The sequence below is a fragment of the Devosia soli genome (genome assembly GCF_000970455.1).
Classification (GTDB): domain Bacteria; phylum Pseudomonadota; class Alphaproteobacteria; order Rhizobiales; family Devosiaceae; genus Devosia; species Devosia soli.
In genome coordinates this window covers 146,060-170,702 of record NZ_LAJG01000048.1, presented here as the reverse complement: position 1 = coordinate 170,702, position 24,643 = coordinate 146,060, and the positions used below count along the sequence as shown (strand labels likewise).

22 protein-coding genes and 1 tRNA gene are annotated in these 24,643 nt (G+C 61.4%); 13 read left to right on the top strand and 10 right to left on the bottom strand.

The features are described 5' to 3' along the window. The first annotated feature begins 1 nt into the window (after position 1). Positions 2-1,486 (top strand): DHA2 family efflux MFS transporter permease subunit, encoded by a 1,485-nt coding sequence (locus VW35_RS19345; protein WP_046144729.1) that lies wholly within the window; start codon positions 2-4, stop codon positions 1,484-1,486. A gap of 77 nt (positions 1,487-1,563) precedes the next feature. On the opposite strand, the gene argB is transcribed toward VW35_RS19345, so the two are convergent. After that, positions 1,564-2,463, bottom strand: coding sequence for an acetylglutamate kinase (argB, locus tag VW35_RS19340; protein WP_046144728.1), 900 nt, complete (start codon positions 2,461-2,463; stop codon positions 1,564-1,566). A 194-nt stretch (positions 2,464-2,657) separates the two neighbouring features. Here argB and VW35_RS19335 point away from each other — a divergent pair, with 194 nt between their 5' ends. The 5 genes from VW35_RS19335 to VW35_RS19315 all read left to right on the top strand — a co-directional run bounded on the left by VW35_RS19335 (position 2,658) and on the right by VW35_RS19315 (position 6,217). Beyond that, positions 2,658-3,203, top strand: a complete 546-nt coding sequence (locus VW35_RS19335) for a sigma-70 family RNA polymerase sigma factor (RefSeq protein WP_046144727.1) — start codon at positions 2,658-2,660, stop codon at positions 3,201-3,203. Continuing rightward, complete coding sequence (locus tag VW35_RS19330) at positions 3,200-3,901, top strand: anti-sigma factor (protein WP_052951879.1); 702 nt, start codon at positions 3,200-3,202, stop codon at positions 3,899-3,901. Before VW35_RS19335 ends, VW35_RS19330 begins: the two co-directional genes overlap by 4 nt. Positions 3,902-4,241: 340 nt before the next feature. Further along, positions 4,242-4,805 (top strand): fasciclin domain-containing protein, encoded by a 564-nt coding sequence (locus VW35_RS19325; RefSeq protein ID WP_046144726.1) that lies wholly within the window; start codon positions 4,242-4,244, stop codon positions 4,803-4,805. A gap of 118 nt (positions 4,806-4,923) precedes the next feature. After that, a complete protein-coding gene (gene msrB / locus VW35_RS19320) occupies positions 4,924-5,418 on the top strand; it encodes a peptide-methionine (R)-S-oxide reductase MsrB (protein ID WP_046144725.1) in 495 nt (164 codons plus the stop codon). Between the two features lie 94 nt (positions 5,419-5,512). Beyond that, positions 5,513-6,217, top strand: a complete 705-nt coding sequence (locus tag VW35_RS19315) for a type 1 glutamine amidotransferase (protein WP_046144724.1) — start codon at positions 5,513-5,515, stop codon at positions 6,215-6,217. Between the two features lie 6 nt (positions 6,218-6,223). Here VW35_RS19315 and yihA read toward each other — a convergent pair whose 3' ends face one another. From yihA to rpmH, 4 genes are all read right to left on the bottom strand, one after another. Continuing rightward, positions 6,224-6,883 carry a ribosome biogenesis GTP-binding protein YihA/YsxC gene (gene yihA / locus VW35_RS19310; RefSeq protein WP_046144723.1) on the bottom strand — a complete coding sequence of 220 codons (660 nt, stop codon included), beginning with the start codon at positions 6,881-6,883 and terminating at the stop codon, positions 6,224-6,226. A 67-nt stretch (positions 6,884-6,950) separates the two neighbouring features. Next, the gene (yidC, locus tag VW35_RS19305; RefSeq protein WP_046144722.1) at positions 6,951-8,795 is read right to left on the bottom strand and encodes a membrane protein insertase YidC; all 1,845 of its coding nucleotides are present in this window, start codon (positions 8,793-8,795) and stop codon (positions 6,951-6,953) included. Beyond that, positions 8,792-9,214: a ribonuclease P protein component gene (rnpA, locus tag VW35_RS19300; protein WP_046144721.1), complete on the bottom strand. Its 423-nt coding sequence runs from the start codon at positions 9,212-9,214 to the stop codon at positions 8,792-8,794. The genes yidC and rnpA overlap by 4 nt, the downstream gene beginning before the upstream one ends. 13 nt (positions 9,215-9,227) lie before the next feature. Next, on the bottom strand, positions 9,228-9,362 hold the full coding sequence (gene rpmH / locus VW35_RS21155) for a 50S ribosomal protein L34 (protein ID WP_035077916.1): 135 nt from the start codon (positions 9,360-9,362) through the stop codon (positions 9,228-9,230). A gap of 234 nt (positions 9,363-9,596) precedes the next feature. Here rpmH and VW35_RS19295 point away from each other — a divergent pair, with 234 nt between their 5' ends. From VW35_RS19295 to VW35_RS19285, 3 genes are all read left to right on the top strand, one after another. Further along, a complete protein-coding gene (locus tag VW35_RS19295; protein WP_046144720.1) occupies positions 9,597-11,024 on the top strand; it encodes an FAD-dependent oxidoreductase in 1,428 nt (475 codons plus the stop codon). A gap of 47 nt (positions 11,025-11,071) precedes the next feature. Next, a complete protein-coding gene (locus tag VW35_RS19290) occupies positions 11,072-12,499 on the top strand; it encodes a sensor histidine kinase (RefSeq protein ID WP_046144719.1) in 1,428 nt (475 codons plus the stop codon). Positions 12,500-12,622: 123 nt separating this feature from the next. After that, a tRNA-Arg gene (locus tag VW35_RS19285) sits at positions 12,623-12,699 on the top strand. Positions 12,700-13,048: 349 nt separating this feature from the next. On the opposite strand, the gene VW35_RS19280 is transcribed toward VW35_RS19285, so the two are convergent. From VW35_RS19280 to VW35_RS19260, 5 genes are all read right to left on the bottom strand, one after another. Then, a complete protein-coding gene (locus tag VW35_RS19280; RefSeq protein WP_152662666.1) occupies positions 13,049-13,555 on the bottom strand; it encodes a hypothetical protein in 507 nt (168 codons plus the stop codon). A 401-nt stretch (positions 13,556-13,956) separates the two neighbouring features. Beyond that, entirely contained in the window at positions 13,957-15,087 is a 1,131-nt protein-coding gene (locus VW35_RS19275) for an SAVED domain-containing protein (protein ID WP_046144717.1), read from the bottom strand. A 36-nt stretch (positions 15,088-15,123) separates the two neighbouring features. Next, positions 15,124-15,615 (bottom strand): M67 family metallopeptidase, encoded by a 492-nt coding sequence (locus VW35_RS19270; RefSeq protein WP_046144716.1) that lies wholly within the window; start codon positions 15,613-15,615, stop codon positions 15,124-15,126. Continuing rightward, a complete protein-coding gene (locus VW35_RS19265; RefSeq protein WP_046144715.1) occupies positions 15,596-17,314 on the bottom strand; it encodes a ThiF family adenylyltransferase in 1,719 nt (572 codons plus the stop codon). Before VW35_RS19265 ends, VW35_RS19270 begins: the two co-directional genes overlap by 20 nt. Next, positions 17,311-18,525 (bottom strand): nucleotidyltransferase domain-containing protein, encoded by a 1,215-nt coding sequence (locus VW35_RS19260; RefSeq protein WP_046144714.1) that lies wholly within the window; start codon positions 18,523-18,525, stop codon positions 17,311-17,313. Before VW35_RS19260 ends, VW35_RS19265 begins: the two co-directional genes overlap by 4 nt. A gap of 528 nt (positions 18,526-19,053) precedes the next feature. Between VW35_RS19260 and VW35_RS19255 the strand changes: the two genes are divergently transcribed. From VW35_RS19255 to nirB, 4 genes are all read left to right on the top strand, one after another. Continuing rightward, positions 19,054-19,749 carry a YoaK family protein gene (locus tag VW35_RS19255; protein WP_046144713.1) on the top strand — a complete coding sequence of 232 codons (696 nt, stop codon included), beginning with the start codon at positions 19,054-19,056 and terminating at the stop codon, positions 19,747-19,749. Positions 19,750-20,043: 294 nt separating this feature from the next. Continuing rightward, positions 20,044-20,631: an ANTAR domain-containing response regulator gene (locus tag VW35_RS19250; RefSeq protein WP_046144712.1), complete on the top strand. Its 588-nt coding sequence runs from the start codon at positions 20,044-20,046 to the stop codon at positions 20,629-20,631. 16 nt (positions 20,632-20,647) lie between these two features. Beyond that, entirely contained in the window at positions 20,648-21,883 is a 1,236-nt protein-coding gene (locus VW35_RS19245) for a CmpA/NrtA family ABC transporter substrate-binding protein (protein ID WP_046144711.1), read from the top strand. A 311-nt stretch (positions 21,884-22,194) separates the two neighbouring features. Next, positions 22,195-24,639, top strand: coding sequence for a nitrite reductase large subunit NirB (nirB, locus tag VW35_RS19240; protein ID WP_046144710.1), 2,445 nt, complete (start codon positions 22,195-22,197; stop codon positions 24,637-24,639). Positions 24,640-24,643 lie beyond the last annotated feature (4 nt).

Sequence of the window (24,643 nt, the reverse complement as noted above, 5' to 3'; positions counted from 1 at the left end):
CATGTCCGATCATCACCCCGCCGCGGCCGGTGCGCCGCCCGATCCGCGCCGCTGGGTCGGCCTTTTCGTGCTGCTCATTGCCAATTTCATGAACCTGATCGACGTGACCATCGTCAATGTCGCGCTGCCCTCGATGCGGGAAGGGCTCGGCGCTTCCGACACGCAGATCGAATGGGTTGTCGCCGCCTATATTCTCGCCTTCGCCCTTGGTCTTCTGCCGTTCGGCCGTCTTGGCGACATTCTGGGGCGCACGACGCTCTTTCTCTGGGGCGTCGCCGGCTTCACCGCCGCGTCCGCCCTTTGTGGTCTCGCGCCCAATATCGAGTTCCTCATTATCGCCCGCATCATCCAGGGCCTTGCCGGCGCCATGATGACGCCGCAGGTTCTGGCCATCGCAACCGTCACCTTCCCCCCGCAGGAACGCGGCCAGGCCTTCTCGCTCTTTGGGCTCTCGGCCGGCCTTGCTTCGGTGTGCGGCCCTATCCTGGGCGGCCTGCTGATTTCAGCCAATCTCTTTGGCCTTTCTTGGCAGCCGATCTTCCTCGTCAATATCCCGATTGGCATTGCAGCCGTGGTCGCCGGCTGGTTCCTGATCCCGCGCCTGCCGGGCCATCCCTCGCTCAGCAATGACTATGTCGGCATCGCGCTTTTCGGCCTCGGCATCATGGCCGTGGTGTTCCCCATCGTCGAGGGCCGCGCCTATGGCTGGCCGTTCTGGGCCTTTGGCATGATCGTTGCCGGTGTCGCGCTCATCGTTGCCTTTGTCTTCTGGACGCGCAACCGCGCTGCCAATGGTCAGCCGCAGCTTCTCAATTATGATCTCATCACCAATCGGCAGTTCATGTTCGGCGCCTTCGTCGTGACGATCTTTGCCTCCGGCATTCCGGGCATGTTCATGGTGATTTCGCTGTTGCTGCAGGGCGGGTTCGATTTCACCCCGCTTGAATCGGGCCTCACCAACACGCCCTTTTCCGTTGGCGTGCTGATCGCTTCAGCTATCGCCGGCCGGTTCGGCGCGCGTTACCTGCGGACCCGCCTCGCCACTGCCGGGGCGCTTCTCAGCTTCGGCATCGGCTGGCTCCATTTCTATATCGCTGGCGTCACCGACATGATCGATCATTGGGCATTCCTCCCGCCCTTGCTCATCGCCGGCATCGGCCTTGGTCTCGGCTTTTCCTCGCTCTTCCAGCTCGTTCTCGCCAACGTGCCGCAGCGCGATGCCGGCGCCGGTTCAGGCGCACTCCAGGCCTTCCAGCAGGTGGGCGGTGCACTGGGTGTCGCCATCATCGGGGAAATCTTCTTCACCCACCTCGGCAATTCCATGGCTGCCGGCTCGACGCCTCACGCCGCCTTTGCCGATTCGACGGCCCTTGCCCTTTGGTATCAGGTCATCAGCTTCGGTCTTGTGCTGGTGCTGGCTTTTGCCTTCAAGCGCCCCGGCGTCAGTCGCCAGGCCGCGCCGCAGCATGTTGCGGTGGAAGTCTGAAACAACAAAGGGGCCGCGTCAGCGGCCCCTTTTTTTCTTTTCGGCTCAATCTGGTAGGTCCGGGGGACCTGGCTGGCTTAGCGGACGATCAGCGTGCCCGCGCCGAACTCGGTGAAAAGTTCGACCAGCACCACATGCGGCTGCTTGCCATTGAGGATGACGACGCCTTCCACGCCCGAATCCAGCGCTTCGAGGCAGGTTTCCACCTTCGGGATCATGCCGCCAGAAATGGTGCCGTCCGCGATCAGCTTCTTGGCGTCGCTCACCGTCAGCTCCGGAATGAGCTTGCCTTCCTTGTCGAGCACGCCGGGCACGTCGGTCAGGAACAAGAGGCGCTTGGCGCCGAGCGAGCCGGCAATGGCGCCGGCAAAGGTGTCGGCATTGATGTTATAGGTATTGCCGTCGCGGCCTGGAGCCACCGGCGCGATGACCGGGATCATTTCCGAGCGGGCAAGCAGATCGAGCAGGGTCCGGTCGACTTCGACCGGTTCACCGACAAAACCGAGATCGAGCACGCGCTCGATGTTCGAGCCGGGATCTTTCACCTTCTTTTCGGCCTTGCGGGCAAAGACCATGTTGCCGTCCTTGCCGCAAAGCCCGATGGCCCATTCGCCTTCGGCATTGATCAGCGCGACGATTTCCTTGTTGATCGAACCGGCCAGGACCATCTCGACGATTTCCATCGTCCTTGCGTCGGTCACGCGCAGACCGCCTTCGAACTTGGATTCGATGCCGAGATTTTTTAGCATCGAGGCGATCTGGGGTCCGCCGCCATGCACGACGATGGGATTGACCTTGGATTGCTTGAGCAGCGCGATGTCGCGGGCAAAGGCCTGGCCGAGCTTGAGGTCGCCCATGGCGTGGCCACCGTATTTCACAACGACCGTCTTGCCCTCGTAGCGCTGCATATAGGGCAGGGCTTGCGCGAGGATGCCGGCATCATGGCTGAAGCGATCGGTCGTGTTCTGGTCGGTCATGGGTCGACTGTTTCCTCGGAAAGACCTGCGGACGGGCAAAGGGTCTAGTGCATTTTGCCGCCCGTTTAAATCAGTGGAGGCGACAAAATCGTGGCCGATGATCCATTTCTTCCACAATTGCGTTGTCCGAGCGGCGGGTGCGTGGAAAGATGCTCGCATGGAGGAGCCGGAGAGCGTTTCCGGACATAGAACCGATGCAAGCAGATGCCCGCGACATCGCGGACCTAATCTCTCGTTGTGCCTTACGCGATCGAGCGGCCTTTCGCGCGCTTTACGACAGAACCAGCGCGAAACTTTTCGGCGTAATTCTTCGTATTTTAAAAGACAGAGCCGAAACCGAGGAAGCTATCCAGGAAGTCTACGTCAAGATCTGGCAAAAAGCCGATCGTTATGTCTCGAGCAATACCAGCCCCATCAGCTGGCTTTGCGCTGTTGCCCGCAACCACGCCCTCGACATCATCCGGGCACGGCGTCCGACCAACGAAGACATAGACGTTGCCCTCGATATCCCCGATCTCAGCCCTAACCCGGAGCGGCAGACCGAAGCTGCCGAAGATAGCGCGCGGATCGAGTATTGCCTCGGAACGCTCGACCCCGATCGTGCCGATGCTGTGCGCGGGGCCTATCTCGATGGCTTCAGCTACGAGGAACTGGCAAGCCGCCATTCCGTCCCGGTCAACACGATGCGGACCTGGCTGCGACGCAGCCTGATCAAACTACGAGAGTGCCTGACGACATGACCGAGCAAGATTTCGAGCAAGAGGATGAGCGACGCGCCGCAGTCGCCGAATATGTCCTTGGCCTGCTCGGCCCCAAGGCTCATGCCGCCATAGAAGCGCGCATTGCGCAGAAGGTCGATTTGCAGCGCGAGCGCGATTTCTGGGTCCAACGCTTTGCCCATCTCGACAATCAGGTCGAGCCGGTCACTCCGCCGTCCCATCTTTTCCAAAATCTCGAAGCGCGGCTTTTCGGCGCAGAAAAGCGCACGTCGTTCTGGGATAGCCTGGTTTTCTGGCGGTCCATGGCTGCAGGCGCATTGGCCGTTGCCGCTGTGGCCGTCGCCTTCACCGCTCTTGAGCCGCAGCCCAATTCTGGGCAACTCGCGACCCAGCTTGTCGCCGCCCTTCAGGCCGAAGGCAGCGATGTCGAGTTCGTGGCGCTCTATGACGGAACAGGCGCAGTGCGCCTGACCTCGCTCTCGGGCGACGCCGTGCCCGGCAGCGATTATGAGCTTTGGGCCATTCAAGGTGGCCAAAACCCCATTTCTATGGGTGTCGTCCCGGTCAATGCCCGCACGACCGTCGAGCTTTCCGACGCCGTTCGCGCCGGCTGGGGCGAAGGCTCCGTTCTCGCCATCACCCTCGAGCCCGCCGGAGGCGCTCCCAACGGCGTTCCCACCGGCCCGGTCGTGGCACAAGGCGCGGTGACGAAGATTTAGCCAAGCGCGTTTGCGTGCTCGCTAGCCCAATTCCCACACTATCGTCATTGCCCAGCTTGTCCGGGCAATCTATCTTTTGGCCAAGTGCACCGCCCGGACGAGCCGCATGGTGACGGCTGCCAGATTATTGGAGCTTACCGACGGTGATGTGTCGACCCGCATTATTCAGGGAACGCCAGCCCCGTTCCTGAACAACCCCCACGATGCCAGACGCCAAAAAGTTTCACTGTTTTTCTCGCAAAAAAAGCGAAACTGACGAAAACTACTCCGGAAAGTCCTTCGTACCTATCTCTGTCCCGACAGTGATCGGGAACAGAATTAAAACAGGAAGGAACTTTCAATGACCATTTCTCTTCGCGCCCTGTCGCTCGCAGCCGTCCTCTCTTTCGGTGCCATCTCCGGCGTCGCCTATGCTCAGGAGAATCCGGAAGTCGGCGGCGCAGCCATGTTCGCTGACAAGAACATCATCGAGAATGCCGTCAATTCCGCCGATCACACCACGCTCGTTGCCGCCGTCAAGGCCGCTGGCCTTGTGGAAACCCTGTCGGGCCCGGGCCCCTTCACCGTGCTCGCGCCAACCAACGAAGCTTTTGACGCTCTCCCGGCTGGCACTGTCGAAACCCTGCTCAAGCCGGAAAACAAGGATCAGCTCACCAAGATCCTGACCTGCCACGTGATCCCGGCCAAGGCCCTCTCGACCGACATCGTCAGCATGGTTGAAGAAGATGGTGGCGAGCACGTCGTTGACACCGTCGGCGGCTGCAAGCTGACCCTCAAGGCCGATGGCGGCAAGGTCACCGTGACCGACGAGAATGGCACTGTTGCCAATGTCACGATTGCCGACGTGATCCAGTCGAACGGCGTCATCCACGTCATCGACAAGGTCCTCACCCCCAAGATGTAACCTTATTCGGCACCACGCCGAATGATGACTGGAGGCCCCGCTCCCCCGCGGGGCCTCTCTTGTTCTTGACCACCATTCGCCCCGGTTTGCTTTGTGCTGACGGGCAGGGAGAAACGACATGCAGCTTACCCGACGCGCAATGCTTCTCGGCGGCTCGGCCGTAGCCGCGCTCTCGGCCTTTTCGATCTGGCGCTCGCCCGGAGACGTCGTCGCGGCCGAAGGCAATTTTCCGTTCAAGCTCACGGATGCCGAATGGAAGGCCAAGCTCGATCCGGCCGCCTACGATGTGTTGCGCCATGAAGGCACGGAGCGCCCATTCACCTCGCCGCTCAACGACGAGCACCGCTCCGGCACTTTTCATTGCGCCGGTTGCGACCAGGCGCTCTTCAAATCCGAAACCAAATTCGACAGCGGCACCGGCTGGCCGAGCTTTTACGATTTTATCCCCGGCGCGATCGGCACCACCGAAGACAACAGCTTCGGCATGGTCCGCACCGAAGTGCACTGCTCCAATTGCGGCGGGCACCAGGGGCACGTCTTCAACGATGGTCCGGCTCCGACCGGCCTGCGCTACTGCATCAATGGGGTGGCGCTGAGTTTCGTCGCCGCCTGAGCCAAACGGCATGGCAGGTTTGAAGAGGCCCGGAGTTGATCTTCGGGCCTTTTGTCGACTACCTGTCCTTGCCCTCACTTTTGCCGTTGACCAGATGCGACTGACGATCGTCCAGACCGGGGATGTCCCGGCGCCGCTCCGTTCCCACTTCGGACCTTACCCCGCCATGTTCGAGCGCATGTTCGACAATACCGGAAAAGCGTTCGAATACGAGACGGTGGTCGTCAATGATAACGGAATGCTACCCGATCCGACGCAGCTCGAAGGCATCGTCATCACCGGTTCGCCTGCCGGCGTTTACGAGAATCACGCCTGGCTGCCCCCGCTCCGCGCCTTCATTCGCGCTGCCTATGAGGCAAAAACACCCATGCTCGGCATCTGCTTCGGTCATCAGATTATGGCCGATGCCCTTGGTGGCGATGTCCAAAAATCCGAGAAAGGCTGGGGTCTCGGCCGCCATACCTACCGCGTCGCGAGCCGTCCCGGCTTTATGGCCGATGCGCCGGAAACGCTTGCCATTGCCTGCTCGCACCAGGACCAGGTGATCGTCCCGCCCTCCGAAGCCGAGGTAATCCTTGCATCCGACTTCACCCCCAATGCCGGACTTTTCTATAAGTCCGGCAAGGCTTTAAGCTTCCAGCCGCACCCGGAATTCCTTGACGATTATGCCCTGGCGCTCGTCGAACTCCGCCGCGGCAAGGCCCCCGACACCGTTGTTGATCAAGGCATCGAATCGTTCGGCAAGACCTCGGACAGCGATCGGCTCGGCGACTATATCGGCGCCTTTTTTCGCGACTGACTGGCGCTAATCCTGCGTGCCGCTGGTGGCCAGCAGCATGGCGATCTCGGTACGCAACTCCTTGATGCCCGTGCCTTTTTCGCTCGAGGTCAGCAATACGTGAGGGTGTGAGGCCGGGCGTTTCGCTATCGACCAGCGCGTCGCGGCCAGGGCCTTTTCGACATCGGCAGAGTTAGGCTTGTCGGCCTTGGTCAGAACCACCTGATAGCTCACCGCAGCCTTATCAAGCTCGTTCATGACGCTGAGGTCATTGTCCTTGGGCCCATGGCGGCTATCGACCAGAACATAGACCCGACGGAGCGTCGCGCGCCCGACGAGGTATTGATGGACGAGCTTGGTCCAGGCCTTGACCTTGGGCTCGGGCGCCTTGGCATAGCCATATCCGGGCATGTCGACGATGCGCAGGTTTTCGCTCTGGCTCTCGAATATATTGAGCTCCTGCGTCCGCCCCGGCGTATTCGAGGTGCGCGCCAGATTGGACGTGCCGCACAAGGCGTTGATAAGGCTCGACTTTCCGACGTTCGAACGTCCGGCAAAGGCAATCTCGACGCGGTCCATAGGGGGCAGGTCGGCGAGGCTGACGCAGCCCTTGGTGAAGATGATGGGGCGGGCAAAGAGCAGGCGGCCGCGTTCGATGAGGTCGGTTGGGTAGTCGATTTCGGTCATTTTGATCAGCCTCAAAGACAAGGCCCGCTGGCTTTACCAGCGGGCCCCGTGCGTGTCGGGTTTGGCGTTAGCTCTTGGAATTTTCCGCCGGCTTTGGCTTCTTGCGGAAGCTGTCGACGATATTGCCGAAAAGGTTCACCTCGGCGCCGTGGCGCTTCATGATGAACCATTGCTGGGTCACCGACAGGGTATTGTTCCAGGCCCAGTAGATCACGAGGCCAGCCGGGAAAGTGCCGAGCATGAAGGTGAAAATCACCGGCATCCAGTTGAAGATCATCGCCTGGGTCGGATCCGGCGGCGGCGGGTTGAGCTTCATCTGCACCCACATCGTGATGCCCATGATCACCGGCCAGATGCCGAGATGGAGGAACGAGCCGATGATTGGCAGCACGGTCGGGTTCCAGGGGATAAGCCCGAAGAGCGTGAAGATGTTGGTCGGATCGGGCGCCCCGAGATCCTGAATCCAGCCAAAGAACGGCGCGTGCCGCATTTCGATGGAGATGAAGATAACGGTATAGAGCGAGAAGAAGACCGGGATCTGTACGAGGATAGGCCAGCACCCCGAGAGCGGATTGATCTTTTCCTTGCGGTAAAGCTCCATCATCGCCTGCTGCTGGGCGGCACGATCGTCCTTGAGCCGTTCCTGGATCGACTTCATTTCTGGCTGCACGCGGCGCATCGCGGCCATGGAAGCATAGGAGCGGTTGGCAAGCGGGAAGAAGATCGCCTTGACGATGATGGTCACGGCAAGGATCGCAAGGCCGAAATTGCCCAAGATGCCGTAGAGCGTCACCAACAGCCAGTGCATTGGCTTGGTCAGGAAGTGGAACCAGCCCCAGTCGATCAGGAGTTCAAGACGGTCAAAGCCATATTGGTTCTGATAGCCCGAGATGACTGCCTCTTCCTTGGCGCCCGCGAAAACGTAGCTTTCCGAAGAGGCAGTGCCACCTGCCGGAACGACGACCGGAGCGGTCTCCACATAGTTGGTCTGGTAGACTGGGGTAGAGCCCGATGTCGAATAGGCAAAGCGCGCATTGATGCCGGCTGCAGGCTTGGGCAGCACGGCAGTGGCCCAGTACTTGTCGGCAATGCCGAGCCAACCAGTGGTCGAGGCGAAGTCTACCTGACGATCGTTCTGGAGGTCGTGATACTTGCGCGACACGTAGTTGTTGGAGCCGAGAACGCCGATCGGGCCTTCATGCTGGATGAAGAAGTTCTGAACCGGCGGGGTGCCTTGGCGCACGACGCGCGCATAGGGGAAGAGGGCCACGTCGCCCGTACCGGTATTTTCGACCGATTGGGTGATGGTGAAGAGGTAGTGCTCGTCGACGGCGATGGTGCGGCGGAAGATCAGCCCCTGGCCATTGTCCCAGCGCAGGGTGACGGGGGTTGCGGCCGTCAGCGTGGTTGTATCGCCTTCGACCGACCAGACGGTATTACCATCGGGCAGGGCGATGGTAGCACCGGCTGCCGGGGCCCAGCCATGTTCGACATAATAGCCGCCCGGCGCGCCCGAAGGGCTGAGGAGGGTAATGATCGGCGAATCGTCCGCTGTGGTCTCGCGATATTGTTCGAGCTTGAGATCGTCGATCCGGGCGCCGGTCAGATTGATCGAGCCGGCGAGGTCTTCGGTGTCGATGGCAATGCGGTTCGAAGCGGCAATGGCAGCGTCGCGATCGGCAAAAGTCTGCGTGCCGGAGGCGGGCTGCTCGGCGTTGGCTGCCGGCGTCGTGCCATCGGCAGGGGTGGCGGGCACGGCGAGCGCTTCCTGCTCGGCTTGCTGCTGCTGGGCGATCTCATTGGCGCGCTGCTGGCGTTCGAGCTGCGGGCCGGCAACGAAGAATTGCCAGCCGAACAGCACGACCATGCTCAGCACGACGGCGAGAATCACATTGCGATTGTCAGAATTCATGGTGTCGCGTTCCGTGGGCCACGGCCGGCCCCTGTCCGATTATCGTTCGCCTTGGTGTCATGCACATTGGTGTCATGCACGCGGGCGATAAGACCGCTGAGGTCCGTGATCATTTTGGCAAAGGGCCTCGATAGGGCCTCGCGCCTTGCCAACAGCACATAGTCATGGCCGGGCAGAAAGTCATCGGCACATGCTGCCGCAGCCGCGCGCAGACGACGCTTCATGCGATTGCGCTCCGGCGAGTTGCCGACTTTCTTGGTGACGGTGAAGCCGATGCCGGCCAGGGCTTCGTCTTTGGATGCCATCACCTGCAGCCCAAACGCAGAGCGCCCGGCGCGATTGCCCCGGGCTGCCCTCAAAAACTGCGAGCGCCGCTTGAGGCGGCGCAATGTCGCTTTCGGTTGCGCGTCGGCCGTCATCCGGCCAACAGCCTTAGGCGGAAAGCTTCTTGCGGCCGTCGCGACGACGACGGTTCAGAATCGCACGGCCGTCCTTGGTGGCCATACGAGCACGGAAACCGTGACGGCGAGCACGCACGAGCTTGGAAGGCTGGTAAGTACGCTTCATGACTTTTAACCGCGCGAGAGCACGGTTCCTCTATTGCTGGCGCATCTCGCGCATAAAACTTATCCGGCCGGCGGGACAGGCGCGCCAGCTTTGGTCGTGGCGTCTATAGGGAAAAGCCCCCGGCAAGTCAACGCGGCAACCACGGGCCAGCTGCACTTTCCAGCCTGTTGCCAAGGGGCTCCATATCCTTCCATAAGTGCATCGTTTCTTTGAGCCTGCGGCGGATTTGCGTACGTGTCCACTTCTTCTGACCTCTGCATAGTCGGTGCCGGGGCGCTCGGCATCGATCTGGCGCTTCACGCCCGTCGCTTCGGCGCCGATGTGGTGCTGGTCGATCGTGGCCAGCCCGAACCGGGCGATGCGGCCCAGCAGGCCGTGCGGGCTGCCAGCCTCAAGGAAAGCGCCCGCCGCGCGCAGGACCTGCGCCAGGCAGCCGATGTCGGCCTTGTCGCTGGCGAGATCAAGTTTTCGGTGCGGCAAGTGACCGAGCGCGCCAAGGCGCTGGCGGAACGCCGTGCCCGCGCGACAAGCGAGGAAATCCTGACGGCGCGCGGCGTCACCGTCATGCGCGGCGCCGTCAGTTTCGTCGATCACCGCTCAATGCTCGTCGGCGATATCACCCTGCGGCCGCGAAACATCCTCGTGGCCATCGGCGGCGCTCCGGCGATTCCCGATGTGCCGGGGCTAGGCGATATCGGCTACTTTACCACTGACAGTATTCTCGAAAACACGCGGAAGCTGACCCATTTGGTCGTCATCGGCGCAGATGCTGCGGCGTTCGAGCAGGCGCAGGTGCAAAAACGCCTTGGTGCGGAAGTCACGCTTGTCGCCAATGGCCCCATGCTGGCCGGCTTTGATCCCGAGCTTGTGGCGTTGCTGTGCAGCATGCTGGCCGAAGAGGGCATCCGCATCCTTTCGGATGCCCGCATCGGCGCGATCAAGGCGCGCTCGCAGGGGATCGGTATCGAGATTGTGCGCGAAGATGGAACGAGCCAGCTGCTCGATGCTTCGCATATCCTTGTGTCGGCAGGCCGCACGGTCGATCTCGATGGGCTCGCGATCGCCAAGGCTGGGCTCAAGCCCGGCAATCATCCGCTCCATGCCTATATTCGCGGGCCGTTCGGCGAGACCTCGGCGCGCTCGATCCGCCTTGCCGGGCTCGCCGGGGGCCAGGAAAGCTGGGCCGAGGCGCAGGCCCATGGCCGCGCCTCTGTCGAGACGATTCTGGGGATCAAGCGGGCGGCCTCCGCCGTCCGTGTGCCGCGGCTTGTCGAAACCGAGCCGGGCCTCGCCCAGATCGGCCCGCACCTCGAGCGTGCCGGCAAGCCGCGTCCCGGTGAGCAATCGCTGCGCGAAAACTTTGCCGAGAACGATCGCGCCGCTGCCATGGCCAGCGAACGCGGGCTCTTGAAGGTCAGTGTCGACGCACAGGGGCAGGTGCTGCGCGCCGGCATTGTCGGCCCGCGTGCCGCCGAAATTGCGGGTGCGCTCGCCTTGGCCGCCGATCGCCGGATCGGGCTTGCCGGGCTTGCCGAGCTGCCTGTGCCGACGCCGAGCCTTTTTAACATTCTGGTGCGATTGGCGGAAAACTATCTGGCGTCTCGCCCCGTTTCCTCTATGGCGCAGCGGACTGCGGCGCTGCGCCGGCTGTGGCGCCGATAGGGCAGGGGCTGACGTTTGCCATCGTCATCTCCTATGATTGAGTCGCGATGACAGACGAGTCCAACGTCACACCGAGCCGGTTTTCCGGCCTGTCGAACAAGCTGATCGCCGCAATCATCGCGGTGATCCTGCTTGTCGAAATCATCGTCTATCTACCCTCGCTCGCCACCTTCCGCGCCTCATGGCTCGACGATCGGCTCCGCGTCGGCATCGTCGCCGCCCGCGTGCTCGATGCCGTGCCTGATGTCATGGCGCTGCCGCGCGACCTGACCGATCGCCTGCTGACGTCAGCAGGCGCCAATGCCATCGTTTATCGCCGTGCCGGCCAAAGCCAGCTGATCGAGCTTGCCGATCCCGTGACGCCCGAGCGTGTGGTGACCGCCGATATGCGCCAGCGCGATCTGCCGAGCCTGATCGTCGGCGCGCTCGACACGCTCTTTGCCGGACCTGGCCGGACATTGCGCATCGTCGGCGAGGGCGATGTCGACGATAGTCTCGTCGAGATTCTGATGTTCGAGCGGCCGCTGCGCGCCGACATGCTCGATTATTCGCGCAACATCGTTCTCGTCTCGCTCGGTATCGCTGCGGTCACGGCCTTCGCGCTCTACATGCTCGTCAGTTCGCTCTTCATCCTGCCGGTGCAGCGCCTCACCAACAATATTCTGCGGTTCCGCACTGCGCCTGAAAATGCCACGCTTATTCTCGATCCCACCCAGCGCCGCGACGAGATTGGCGTTCTGGAGCGCGAACTTTCGGCCATGGAAAGCGAGCTTTTCGGCATGCTGCGGCAGCAGCGTCACCTGGCCGATCTCGGCCTTGCGGTCGCCAAGATCAATCACGACCTGAGGAACACCCTGACCTCGGCGCAACTGCTCTCGGATCAGGTGGCAACGCTCGACGATCCCAAGGTCCAGCGCCTGGCGCCGCGCCTCGTGACGACGCTCGACCGGGCGATCGGTTTTGCCCAATCTGTGCTCGATTATGGACGGGAAGCGGCGAGCGTGCCGCAGCCGGCGCCCGTCAACATCAAAAGCCTGATCGAGGATGCCGCTTTCGAGGCACGTCTTGTTGGTCACCCCGCCATCGCCTTCGAAGCCAGCGTTCCGGAGGACCTCACGGTCCATGTCGATCCGAGCCAGATGACGCGGGTGCTGGTCAACCTGATGAAGAATGCGCGCGAAGCGCTTGAAGCAAGCCAGCAGATCGAAAGCCCCAGGGTGAGGGTCACGGTCACTGCGGAGGCAGACAGGGCGCTGATCGTCGTTGAGGACAATGGCCCCGGCCTGCCGCCCCGTGCGCGCGAGAATCTCTTCGTCGCCTTCGAGGGGTCGGCCCGCGCCGGCGGCACGGGGCTCGGCCTTGCCATTGCCCGGGAACTCACCGAAGCCAATGGCGGCACATTGCGGTTTGTCGAAACCGGCGCTCCTGGGACGCGCTTTGAACTGACGCTGCCCAAAGATATTCACAGCCTCTGAGCGCCGATCACAAAAACCCGTGTCACACGCTTGCAATGCGCGAAGCACCACTATATGGGTTGCCTCGCTTTCGGGATGAGCGCACCGCTCACCTCCGAACACCGCCGCGACACAGCGGCCTGCGCGCCCGTAGCTCAGCTGGATAGAGCACCAGACTACGAATCTGGGGGTCAGGAGTTCGAATCTCTTCGGGCGCGCCATTTCTTTTCGAGTGTCCTGACACGGAAAGAGCGACTCGATTGCGTCGATAAACGACTCGATTGCGCGTTAAGAGTGACTCTCCATTCCGCGATACGAACGACCCGTACGCACGGCTTTTCACGGTGTCAGGTGCGCGCCAAGCAGCACCGTCGCTAAAGCGACTGGTTACGGGCTAGGATTATCCGCAGCCAAGGAGTGGAATTTCCCCGTGACGTTGGATTAAACCATCTATCCATGCTGCCCCATTGGGCGCGGCCGCCTACGCCTTTAACGGCCACCCCAAAAGCCAGTCGCTTTGCTGACAGAACGCTAATTCTCCAACGCCGATATACCGCTGCGCCGATGACTTCAGTGCCTTGAAAGCTCCGAAGCCAATTCGGTGCGCGTAGCAGCCGCAAGAAAGCGCAAGCTCAGGTACCGGGCGTAGTCAGGTTCCGCTTGCGTCCTCGCCAGACGATCTTCAAAGCGTTCTCCAGGCGCCAGAGTGAATGGCTCGGCGATCGCCTCGTAAATGCGCAGACTGCGCAGAACCACGTCATCGTGATCTCCGCGTACCATGGCCGCCGCTTGCAAGAGAATGGCCCAATGGCGGGCATCCAGCTTGGGCAATGATGAAAGAAGCGCACTCCCATTCTCGATTGCGACAGATAGTGCCACCACCTCTGAAGCGTCGGTGTGCTCTTGCGCTTGCTCGGCGCGCTCCCGCGACTTGTGCAAGTCTTCGAGCATTCCGCTGATGGTACTCACCATGCTCGCAACAGAAGGCGTTTCTACTTTACCGAGGGCTCCAATCGCGGATTCGAGAAAGAACAGCTCCTCGAACGTTATCTCTGTGAGGTCAATGTAGGCGGTCAATGCTCGAATCCTTTTCAATAGCGACCTGAAAACGGTCGCTCGGATTTTGGCAAGGCACAACCACGAAGGCGACGCATAGGCGATGCGGCTGACTAGCCCGTCTTGCCGATCTCCAAAAATTGAAAAGTAAAGGATTAATGCGACGTGGCCTGCCATCACGATCGTGATTCAAGCGCCGAACCGCTTCGAACTTTTTTGGGCGGCAAGGACGGCAGGAGTCACCTAGTAGGCACTCATCGACAGAAATGGACGACTGTAAACAGGCCCTGATACTGCTTGAAAGAAGCGGAGGCAGATAACGACCGTAGTGGGGCCGAATGCCGACTGGCGGCTTACGGGACCCGCTTGGCGAGAGCTGACATTTCGGCTTAGGTAGGATGTTGCTAGGCCACCGCGGTGTCCTACCCGATGGCGATCGTTGGGACGAATGCTTGCGCGGTACGGTTCTGGTCGTAGATCTTCATCGAGAGGTCCGCCTTAGGCATCCATATGCGCCCCGCCTCCACCGCTGCGGAAGCCGGCACCACGGGGAAAACATGCAGCAACACGCCTTCCCCGTGGTAGGCCTTGATGCGGTTGAACATGTCGCGGACCAATTTCTTGTAGGCGGCGAGGTCGTCCTTCCTCCGCATGATGTCGTTGCCAGGTTGTTCGCAGGTGATTGACCAGATGGCGGTATCTTCACCCAGTACCGACGTGATGCGCTCGTCGTTCACCGTGGCACTCAGGGACAGCTTCAGCGCGACCGGCACGTCCTTCCTGCCACTGTATTCGCCGACCTTGTAGGCGATGCGCGGCTGGTCAGGCAGCCATTTCCACGTGTCTGGTTCGCGGTGCTTCTGATGTACGGAGACCGGTACAACGTCGCCGAGGAGCGTCCCAAGACGGATGAGCAACGGCTGTGGAGCCAGGGCGAAAACGCTGAGTTGGCGGATTTCCCGTTGCTCGATCCTCTCCTTGATCTTCCGGGCGAAGGCTGTCTCCAGGTTTCGGCCTTGTTCGGTCCAGTAAGCCTCTTCGTGATCCTTCAGTTCGGAGCCAATGAGTTCGATATCGATCGTCCGAAAGTCAGCCGGATGGTGATCAGGTGGCATGGCGGCGAAGATCGCTCGCGTCGTGATAACCGCGTCGCGTTGACCGATGTCCGCTGCGAACCTAACGACATGGGAGACGCGGTCGACGTCCATATCCGTGACGATCTCGATGCGGTCCTCATGTTCGGCCTTCATGGCAAGAAGCGCGGCTTCGTCGTAGTCGGCCAGATGGTCCACGTCGATCGCCTTATGATGGATCGGGCACATCAGCATCAGGTTGTCGATGTCCTGGGCAAGCTGCAGCGACCTCACCGCGTCGCCACGGGGACCGCCTGGCTCATCGGCAACGATGTGGGCGATGTAGCCATATTTGCCCGTCCTCTTGCCGGTGATCAGGTCACCGACAAGAAGCTTGTTGCATCCACGGAACTGGCAACGCCCCGCAGCTTTTGCCCAGAGGGCGTTTGCAACCTTTGGCGGAATTGCAGTCTTGGACATGTCGCTCCTCCTATCGCCGCATCGAAGGCGACAAACTTAAATAAATCTTCTCTTCGACCGTGGCATCGGATCGTCGATCATCTCGACGCGTTGCGGGTGCTGCCCCCGCATGAAGAGGTAGGTTCCCACCTGCAGCATCACGAACATCCGCAGCCGGACGATCATCAAAACTGAGAAGTCGATGTTGCCGACGTCTTCGACCATCGCCTGCATGGTCCTGATGTCGGTGATGCTCGGGTCCACTGGAAAGCTCGGATGGGAATGCCATTCCCCCAGGTAGTTGAAACGGCCAAACTCGTTTCCGTTCTTCTCGAAGAAGGCTTCCAGTGCCTGGGCGTGCAGTTCCGGGCGGCGCTCGAAGTAGGCGCTCTCGCCGCCGCTTGGGTCCACGGTGACGTCGACAACCCGAAATCTTCCTTGGTCGTCCAGTTGCTCGGCGAGCAGCAAGCCCCCGGTTTCGCGGCGTCCTGACAGCGCCAGTTCGCTGCAAATCTTCTTACGGACGGTACTAGACAGGGCGATCTGCATCGTCGGCCTGTAGGGGAAAAAGGAGGGTCACGAGCTCTGTCAGCTTCACCTCGTCGGGTGAGGATCCCGCGTCCCAGCCCTCAGTACCGATATAGGTGATGGGGTGGGTGTCGAATGGAGCGGCGAATATCCAGCCTTCGCCGAGGCCGACCGCATATGCGGGAGCAGGGAACTGGCTCCCGCCACCCCGAAGCGTGTCAATCGCGAGACGTGCCAGGTGGCCCGCCATTACGGAGACGTCGGCATCGTCTGCGATCAACGGTGCCTGATCCGCCCGCATAATGCCGTATTCCACCTGCCGCGAGGGCAACTCCCACTCGACGCCCTTGTCTTCGCACCACTTCAGAATTTGGCGGCGGGCCAAGTCGGGAGACGGATCATGACCCGGTCGAGACCGGGCGATGATGCCGCCGATCCCGCCCTCGAAGACTTCGCCCCAGACCATCGGTCGGCCCTTAAATCTCGCGGCGGCCGAGGCGAGGCCGAAAACGGTCGCGTCCGCCGTGGCGTCGATGATCAAGTCACAGTTGGATAATGTCTCTAGCGCTGTTGCGGTCCACTCAGAACTCTCCTGGCCGCCGAGGTTCACGATCTGCACCGTGATCTTAGCGTCAGGGGCGATTTCGAGCAGTCGTGCTCGCAACGCCTTGGCCTTATGTGCGCCAACAGCGCGCCAATCCAGTTCGTTCCTCACCAAGTTGCCGGGCGAGAGGATGTCATCGTCGAATAGTTCGAGCTTCCGGGCTCCCGATCGTACAAGCATTGCCGCTGTTCTCGACCCCAGCGAGCCGCATCCGATCAGGGCGATCCGCTTGTCGGCCAGCGCCGCGTTCGCGGTCGGCAGTCGCTGTTGGTCTGAGTCGATGACGAACGTGGCGTATCCATAATCCTGAACGCCACCATCCGCCTTGCGATACACCATCGCCAACCACGCCGTCGTGTCATCCACCAGCATGTAGTTGGCAGGTGGCCAAGCCGGGTAATCAGTCGTAAGGCCCGCAGCCTTGAGCGCGACCTCAAGGGTCTCTTTGATGATCGGGCCTGGAAACTTAATTCCCCGAGGAACACGGATGGCAAGTCCCTTGTATTTGGATGCCGTCGAGACCGGCTTGTTCCGATGCCATATCCTAGCCTCATCTGGACCGAGGGCAGTTAGATGCGCCACGGCGGCTTCGCCGTAATAGTGTTCGTCGATCTCGATCGGCTCGACATGGCCGTTGTCCATCGCCTGGATCAGGCGCAACGGTTCTTCGGGTATGACCAGCCTGAGATAGCTCCCGCGAAGACGCTGGCCTTCGGATACGGCATGAGCTGACGGAACTCCTTGACCCGCAAACTCCGCGCTTTCTCCGAGGAGAAGGCGATGGGCGCTTGCGATCATCATGGCGCCCGTCCAATCGAGTTGCCAGTTGTCGGGCCGATACTCCAAGCAAAGTTCGCCCGATAGACCGTATTGATGTCCAGATAGCCGTTCGCCGTCCGCGTTGAACAATAACGGCGGGATGGAGGGGAAGAAGTCCGGGTAATGCATGACGAGACGCCACCTGGATTCGCCTTCGACAATGTCGAAATCTAGGAGCAGCTTCAGGCCATCAAGGCGCCACCTTACGTTCTGGAGCCAGTCTGAGGACTGCTCGAGGCGGGCGACCTCGCGGCGCTCCGCTAAGCCCCGGTCCGGATCGGAAATCCACCAGCTCATATGCCGCCGAATCCGGCCGGCTTGCCGGGAACACGCGGCTCGGAGGGGAAGGTCGGTGTTGCAGCCGCCGTAGCGGACACCGCCGTGGCGGGGCGCAAAAGCGATGTGGCCGGCCTGGGCGCTACACGATCCCTTGCCCTTTCGGCAAGGCTGCGGCCGATGCGGGGAGCGACGGAGTCCGTAATCATCTGTCGGCTGCTGACCTGAGCCGCATAGAAGAAGTCGCCCCGCGCTGCTTGCAGCCATTCGTAGAATGCGGCACGGCGCTCGGGATGCTCGGCCCATTTGTCCGCGAAGTTCTCGAGCGGGTCAGACGGGTTGGGGATATGATATTTTATGCCATCAAACCCGATGAACTGGTCCATCTTGGTCAAGATAGAAACCAATGCCTGACCGATTGTTTCCTCGCCGTCATATGCATGGGCGGACAGGGTGGTCAGGATCACCGAGATCGGTTTGACATCCTTGCGGTCCGCGAACATCTGATCGCGATGCCGCTTCAGGATCATAATCGCCTGTTGCAGTGGGGTGACCACCCGGTATTCGGGAATGCTCTCAACACTGGCCTGGGCCGCTTCTGCAAGCTTTCGGCGCTTGCGCGAGAAAACGACTGCCATGCGCGAGCGGAACCAGTCGGCATAGCCCTTCGGATTGGAACGGGGCCAGTCAGTGGTGGTCTGATAGAAGAGGGGATGCTTGTTGTCGGTAATGGCGATTGCGGTGCCGGCCCACTGTGCATCCAAGCCGCGTGCCTCCAGCAACAGGCGCGTGGATGTGCCATTTGGTATCGCCGGCACGATATCCATGTGGAACTGGGCGCCATCGGCATACTCGAGCGTCCAGCAACGACGGCCTTCGCCGACTGGCTTCACCATTGCCTGCGCCGTCCGATAGGCCTCGATCTCGACCCGAAGCAATTCCTTGAGCGTGTACTGGGTCAACTGGTTCTTCTCGAGAGCGGCCAACTCGCAAACCGAGTCGATATCATACTGGCCGTTTTCGTCGTCGGGCTTGATGACCGTGCCCAGCCGGAACGAACCCTGCGAGTAGACCTGCGGGTCGTACTGTTTCACCGTCGAAGCTTCGCGATGCAGCCAATTGCCCAGCGACTCGTACCGGGCGACCGCCTGTTCGTACCTGGTGGGCGAAATCGTGAGCTCGTCGGCCAATGCCTCGAGGTAGCCTTCGGCTTCCTTAGTAATCGTAACCATCGTGCCCTCGTCCTGCTGACCCGCTGATGAGCACGACTATCGGCGCTTGCGCCGAAGGCGCATGTCGTCCGACAACTCGGATGGCTATGTCCCGAAGCCTGACCGAGTGCGTCGCAACCGACGAGCCAGATTGAATAATGCCCCGCGGCGATTTACCTCTCATTAACCGTATCTAGATTGGCGCCACCAGTCGTTCAAGGTGCATTCTTCGGCGACCCGCACGGGAGTTGAGCAAGTCGCGCAAAGGCCAAAACTGGGCGCTGTCCCCGCCGGTGGCGAGTTCTGCGTCATGTCAGGATTCAGGAAATCGTAGACGCAGTTTTCACGACCGGAATGGGGCGCGTAGCGGCTCCTAGAGTGTGCTGCTCTTGACCAACTAGGGCAGTATCTTATTGGCCAAGCCATTTGCCTTACTGCAGTTGACGACAACGATAGACCAGTTGATTAACGGGGTCATTCCCCAAAAAGCCTTCAGACCGAGAGGGCGCTGAGGTGCGTCTTCCTTCAATAAACTCCAGAAAGTAGACGATGCTTATCCGGGAAGGCGAGGAGCGCACCTTCGATACCGACATTCGGCTTGCTGCGCTGCTCTCCGGGGTGGCCGGCGCCATCAATGCCGCCACGTTCCAAGCGACGGGGCTGTTCTCAGCCAATATGACCGGCAATGTCTCGGCGCTCTCCGACTCCATCAGTCTTGGACAGGTCAGCCGGACAGCGCTGATGGTCTCGCTGGTGCTCGTCTTTATCGTTGGAGCATTCAGTTCCGGCCTGCTCATTGAGGCCGGACGTCAACGCGGCGTCCGAGCGATCTATGCATATAGCATAAGCTTTGAGGCGGTGATGTTGATCGCGCTCGGAGCGGCCGACCTGACATGGCACTCTGTGCTCTCCGGTGGCGGCCTGATCTTAGGTATGAGCTTCGTGATGGGCCTGCAGAATGCCGCAACGACGCGCATCTCCAACGCACGCGTGCGTACGACCCACGTTTCCGGCATGGCTACCGACATTGGGCTGGGCTTAGCCGCGATGGTCACCGCTGCGCATGATCGGAAATCCGCAGTCGCACGATTGCGCCTTTATCTCTTCACCATCATCGCCTTTCTGGCTGGCGGCGTCGCCGGCGTGGCGCTGTACCTCTTATCAGGGGGCTACGTGTTCGTGGTTGCTGGGTGGGTGCTATTGGCTATCGCTGTGCCGGAGGTGCGCAGGGCGAGGCGATCATGAGGGTGCCGAAGGTCGGTCCACAAGCGGAGCCCATCCCCTTTCACACTCCGTCCGCCGCCACGAACCAACTGTCTCGTCACTCACAGGTTTCACTGAGCCGGATACTGACGCAATCACGTCAAACTAGCCGTTTAGCTGGTGGGACGGTGATGACCGCTTTCCGGAAACCCCTAAGGTTCCTGGACTGACCGAAATGGGGCGCATGTTGGACAACTGCAATTCCAATCGCCGACCGGACTACGCTGCCAACGCATACCCGATTGTCCAGCCACACTTTCCCGGCGATAAAGTCGCATGGCCGATCCGTTGTCTATCCTCGTCATCGATGACAATCCCATCCGCGCTTCGATTATCGAAGCAGGGTTGCGTGAGGCTGGGCATCAGACTGTGAAGGTCATTGTCGATATTGAGGATATCGCACAAAAGATCGGCGCCATCTCGCCCGATGTGGTCATTATCGATCTCGAAAACCCAAATCGCGACGTGCTTGAGCATTTCTTCGCCCTGTCGCGGAGCCTTAGGCGTCCCGTTGCCATGTTTGTCGACAAGGCCGATCCGGCCGAGATCGAAGCGGCCGTTGATGCCGGTGTTTCCGCCTATGTGGTCGATGGCTTGCGAAAAGACCGGATCAAGCCAATCCTCGACATGGCCATCGTCCGCTTCCGCGCCTTTTCACGCCTGCAGGGCGAACTCGAGGCTGCGCGTTCCGAATTGCAGGGTCGCAAGGTGATCGATAAGGCCAAGGGCATCCTGATGTCGACGCGCGGGCTTTCCGAAGACGCGGCCTATGCGCTGCTGCGCACCACTGCGATGAATCAGAATCGCAAGATCGCCGAGATTGCCCAAGCGGTCGTCACCGCCGCGGAGTTGCTGGGACCATGAAGGAGAAGATTTGGTCATGGGCCTGACGCAGATCACCGCCGGCTATGTGCCGCTGCTCGATAGCGTGGTGCTGCTTGCCACCGAAGAATTCGGCTTTGCCGAAAGCGAGGGCCTCCACCTCAATCTCGTGCGCGAGACCTCTTGGGCCAATATTCGCGATCGTGTCGCCATCGGCCATCTCGATGTCGCGCATATGCTCGGCCCCATGCCGCTCAGCGCCAATCTTGGCCTCACCCCCCTCGATGCGGCGGTGATTGCGCCCATGGCGCTTGGCCTCGGGGGCGCGGCGATGACCATGTCCAATGCCGTCTGGGCCAAGATGGCCGAGGCAGGCGCGCCGGAGGACGGTGCGCCGGGTCCGGTCGGCGCCGCCCTGCGAAAAGTGGTCGAGGAACGAAACCGCGGCGGCGAGCCGCATCTGCGCCTTGCCGTCGTTCATCCCGAAAGCGCCCACAATTACGCGCTGCGCTATTGGCTGGCGGCCTCCGGGATGGACCCCGACAATGACGTCGATATCGTCATCGTGCCACCCCCGCTCCAGGCCGATGCCCTCGCCGCCAAACGCACCGACGGCTTTTGTGTCGGCGAGCCCTTTGGCTCGGTCGCCGTCGCCCGCGGTGTCGGGCGCATCGTCACCACCAAGGGCCATATCTGGCAGATGAGTCCGGACAAGGTGCTTGGCACGCGGCTTCAATGGGCCGAGCGTTTTCCCGAGCAGTTGGCCGCCCTCCTCCGCGCCGCCACCCGCGCCGCGCGCTGGTGTGAAGACCCGACCAATCACGCCGCCATCGCCGCGATGCTGGCGCGCGAAGATCGCCTCGGCATCGACGCCAATCTCATCCTGCGCGCCCTCACCGGCCGGCTGCAATTCGCTCCGGACGTCGAAGAGCCGATCCCCGACTTTTTCGTGCCCTATTCCCGCGCCGCCAATTTCCCGTGGGTCAGCCACGCACTGTGGTTCTATTCGCAGATGGTGCGCTGGGGTCAGGTCACCCATACGCCGGAAAATGCGCGAAAGGCGGCCGCAAGTTATCGCCCCGATCTTTATCGCGCCGCCCTCTCCGGCATGGGCATGCCCGTCCCCGGCGCCAGCAGCAAGATCGAAGGCGCACTCGTCGAACCGACGGAAGTCGGCGCCGTCGGCGGCCACCTGACTCTCGGGCCTGACGGGTTCTTCGACGGGTCGCAATTCGACCTCGATTATCTCGATGATTATATTAGAGGCCAGTCGCGCGATCTGCGCACAGAATAAGCAATCTGCTATAGCCGTGTGCGCAGGCACCAGCGCTCCGCGCGCTCCAGCGTCGCGGGACAAGCCGTAAGCATCTGCCAACTCTGAACATTTATCTCCGCCGCCGATCTGGCACGGTTCATGCAATAAGGTCTGCGAGCGCTTCGGCGCAGCAAAATTCCGGCGTCCAATGACGGGCGCCACAACATCTGGCAACGCCGCCAACCATCAAGACCGGCTCTCCCCATGGGAGACAGGTCGCGACGGTTGGCGGCGTTTTCGTTTTGGCCGCGCGGTTTTGAAAGACCGCCATAACGAGAGCAGTCGACTCAATGACCGAGAAGCTCGTCATCATCGGTGCTGGTATGGCCTCCGGGCGCATGCTCGAGCACCTTTTTGAGACATCACATAATTACGAGGTCACCCTCTTCGGCTCCGAGCCGCGCGGCAACTACAACCGCATCATGCTCTCGGCGGTCCTTGCAGGCGAAAAGGCCTATGAGGACATCGTCACCCACGACGCCGACTGGTACGCGGCCAATGGGGTCGACACGCGCTTCGGCCACGCCGTGACCCGTATCGACCGCACCGCCCGCACAGTCTTCGCCAATGGCGTCGAGACGCCATACGACAAGCTGGTCATCGCCACCGGCTCCGCCCCCTTCATCCTGCCCATCGCCGGCCACGACCTTCCTGGCGTGCGCGCCTTCCGCGACCTCGATGACGTCAACGCCATGCTTTCGGCCGCCGATTGTCCCGGCAGCCGCGCCGTCGTCATCGGCGGTGGTCTCCTTGGCCTCGAAGCCGCCGCTGCTCTGCGTGGCCGCGGCATGCATGTCGTGGTGCTGCATCTCGCCGGGCACCTGATGGACCGGCAGCTCGACCCCGCCGCCGGCTATCTCCTTGAACGCGAACTTGGCCGCCGCGGCATAAAAATCCATTGCCGGGCACAGACCAAGGCCATCCTTGGCACCGACCGTGTGGAAGCGGTGCTGCTCGAAGACGGCACGATCTACGAAGCCGACCTCGTCGTCATGGCGGCCGGCATTCGCCCCGAGACCCGCCTCGCCACCGATGCGGGGATCGAGGTGCAGCGCGGCGTGGTTGTCGACAGCGCCATGCGTACCTCCAATCCCAATATTCTCGCCCTTGGCGAATGCGTCGAACACGAGGGCGCCGTCTATGGGCTCGTAGCGCCGCTCTACGACATGGCCAAGGTGGCCGCTAAGACACTTGTCGGAGAGGCTGCAGCCTTCGTTGCACCCAAGACGGCTACCCATCTAAAGGTTACCGGCGTCAATCTCTATTCCGCCGGCGATTTCGCTGAGGGCGAGGGCCGCGAGGAGATCGTCCTGCGCAATGCCGCCTCCGGGATTTACAAGCGCGTCGTCCTCGCCGGCAACAAGGTAATCGGTACGGTCCTCTACGGCGAGACGGGCGATGGCGCCTGGTTCTTCGATCTCATCAAGCGCGGAACCGACATCTCGCAGATGCGCGACACGCTGATCTACGGCCAATCCTATGGAGGCGGCGCCGTTGCCGATCCGCTGGCCGCCGTCGCCGCCCTCCCCGCCGACGCCGAAATCTGCGGCTGCAACGGCGTCTGCAAAGGCAAGATCACTGACGCCATCTCAGCCCAGGGTCTCACCTCGCTCGATGATGTCCGTGCTCATACCAAGGCCTCCGCCTCCTGTGGCTCCTGCACAGGCCTTGTCGAAAAGCTGCTGATGGCGACGCTGGGCGACGCCTACAATCCCGCTGCCATCCAGCCAATGTGCAATTGCACTGAGCTCGGCCACGACGAAGTGCGTCGCCTCATTATCGCGCAAGAATTGAAGTCCATCCCTGCCGTCATGCAGGAGCTGGGCTGGAAGACCTCCTGTGGCTGCGCCAAATGTCGGCCAGCCCTCAACTATTATCTCGTCGCTAACTGGCCCGGAGAATACGAGGACGATGGCCAGTCGCGCTTCATCAACGAGCGCGTCCACGCCAATATCCAGAAGGACGGCACCTATTCGGTCGTGCCGCGCATGTTCGGCGGCATCACCAATGTCAAAGAGTTGCGCGCCATCGCCGACGTCGCCGAAAAATTCGACGTACCCACTATCAAGGTGACCGGCGGGCAGCGCATCGACCTCCTGGGCGTCAAGAAGGAAGACCTGCCAGCCGTCTGGGCCGATCTCAATGCTGCCGGCATGGTGTCTGGCGCCGCCTATGCCAAAGGTCTCCGCACTGTCAAAACCTGCGTCGGTTCCGACTGGTGCCGCTTCGGCACCCAGGATTCGACCGGCCTCGGCATCCGGATCGAAAAGTTCATGTGGGGCTCATGGACCCCGGCAAAGCTCAAGCTCGCCGTCTCGGGCTGCCCGCGCAACTGCGCCGAAGCCACCTGCAAGGATATCGGCGTCATCTGCGTCGAGAGCGGCTACGAGATCCATTTCGGCGGTGCCGCCGGCCTCGATATCCGAGGCACGGAAGTCCTCTGCCACGCCAAGACCGAAAACGAGGCCATCGAGATCATCGCCGCCCTTACCCAGCTCTATCGCGAGCAGGGCCGCTATCTCGAGCGCATCTACAAGTGGATGAAGCGCGTCGGCATCCCGTCGATCAAGGCCGCCGTCGTGGAGGATCTGGCCAGGCGCCAACAGCTCTTCGAACGCTTCGTTTATTCGCAGCAATTCGCCCAGGTCGACCCCTGGGAGGAGCGCGTCAACGGCAAGGACGCGCACGAATTCGCCGCCATGGCCGAGTTGTCGATGCTGCAGGCGGCGGAGTGATCGC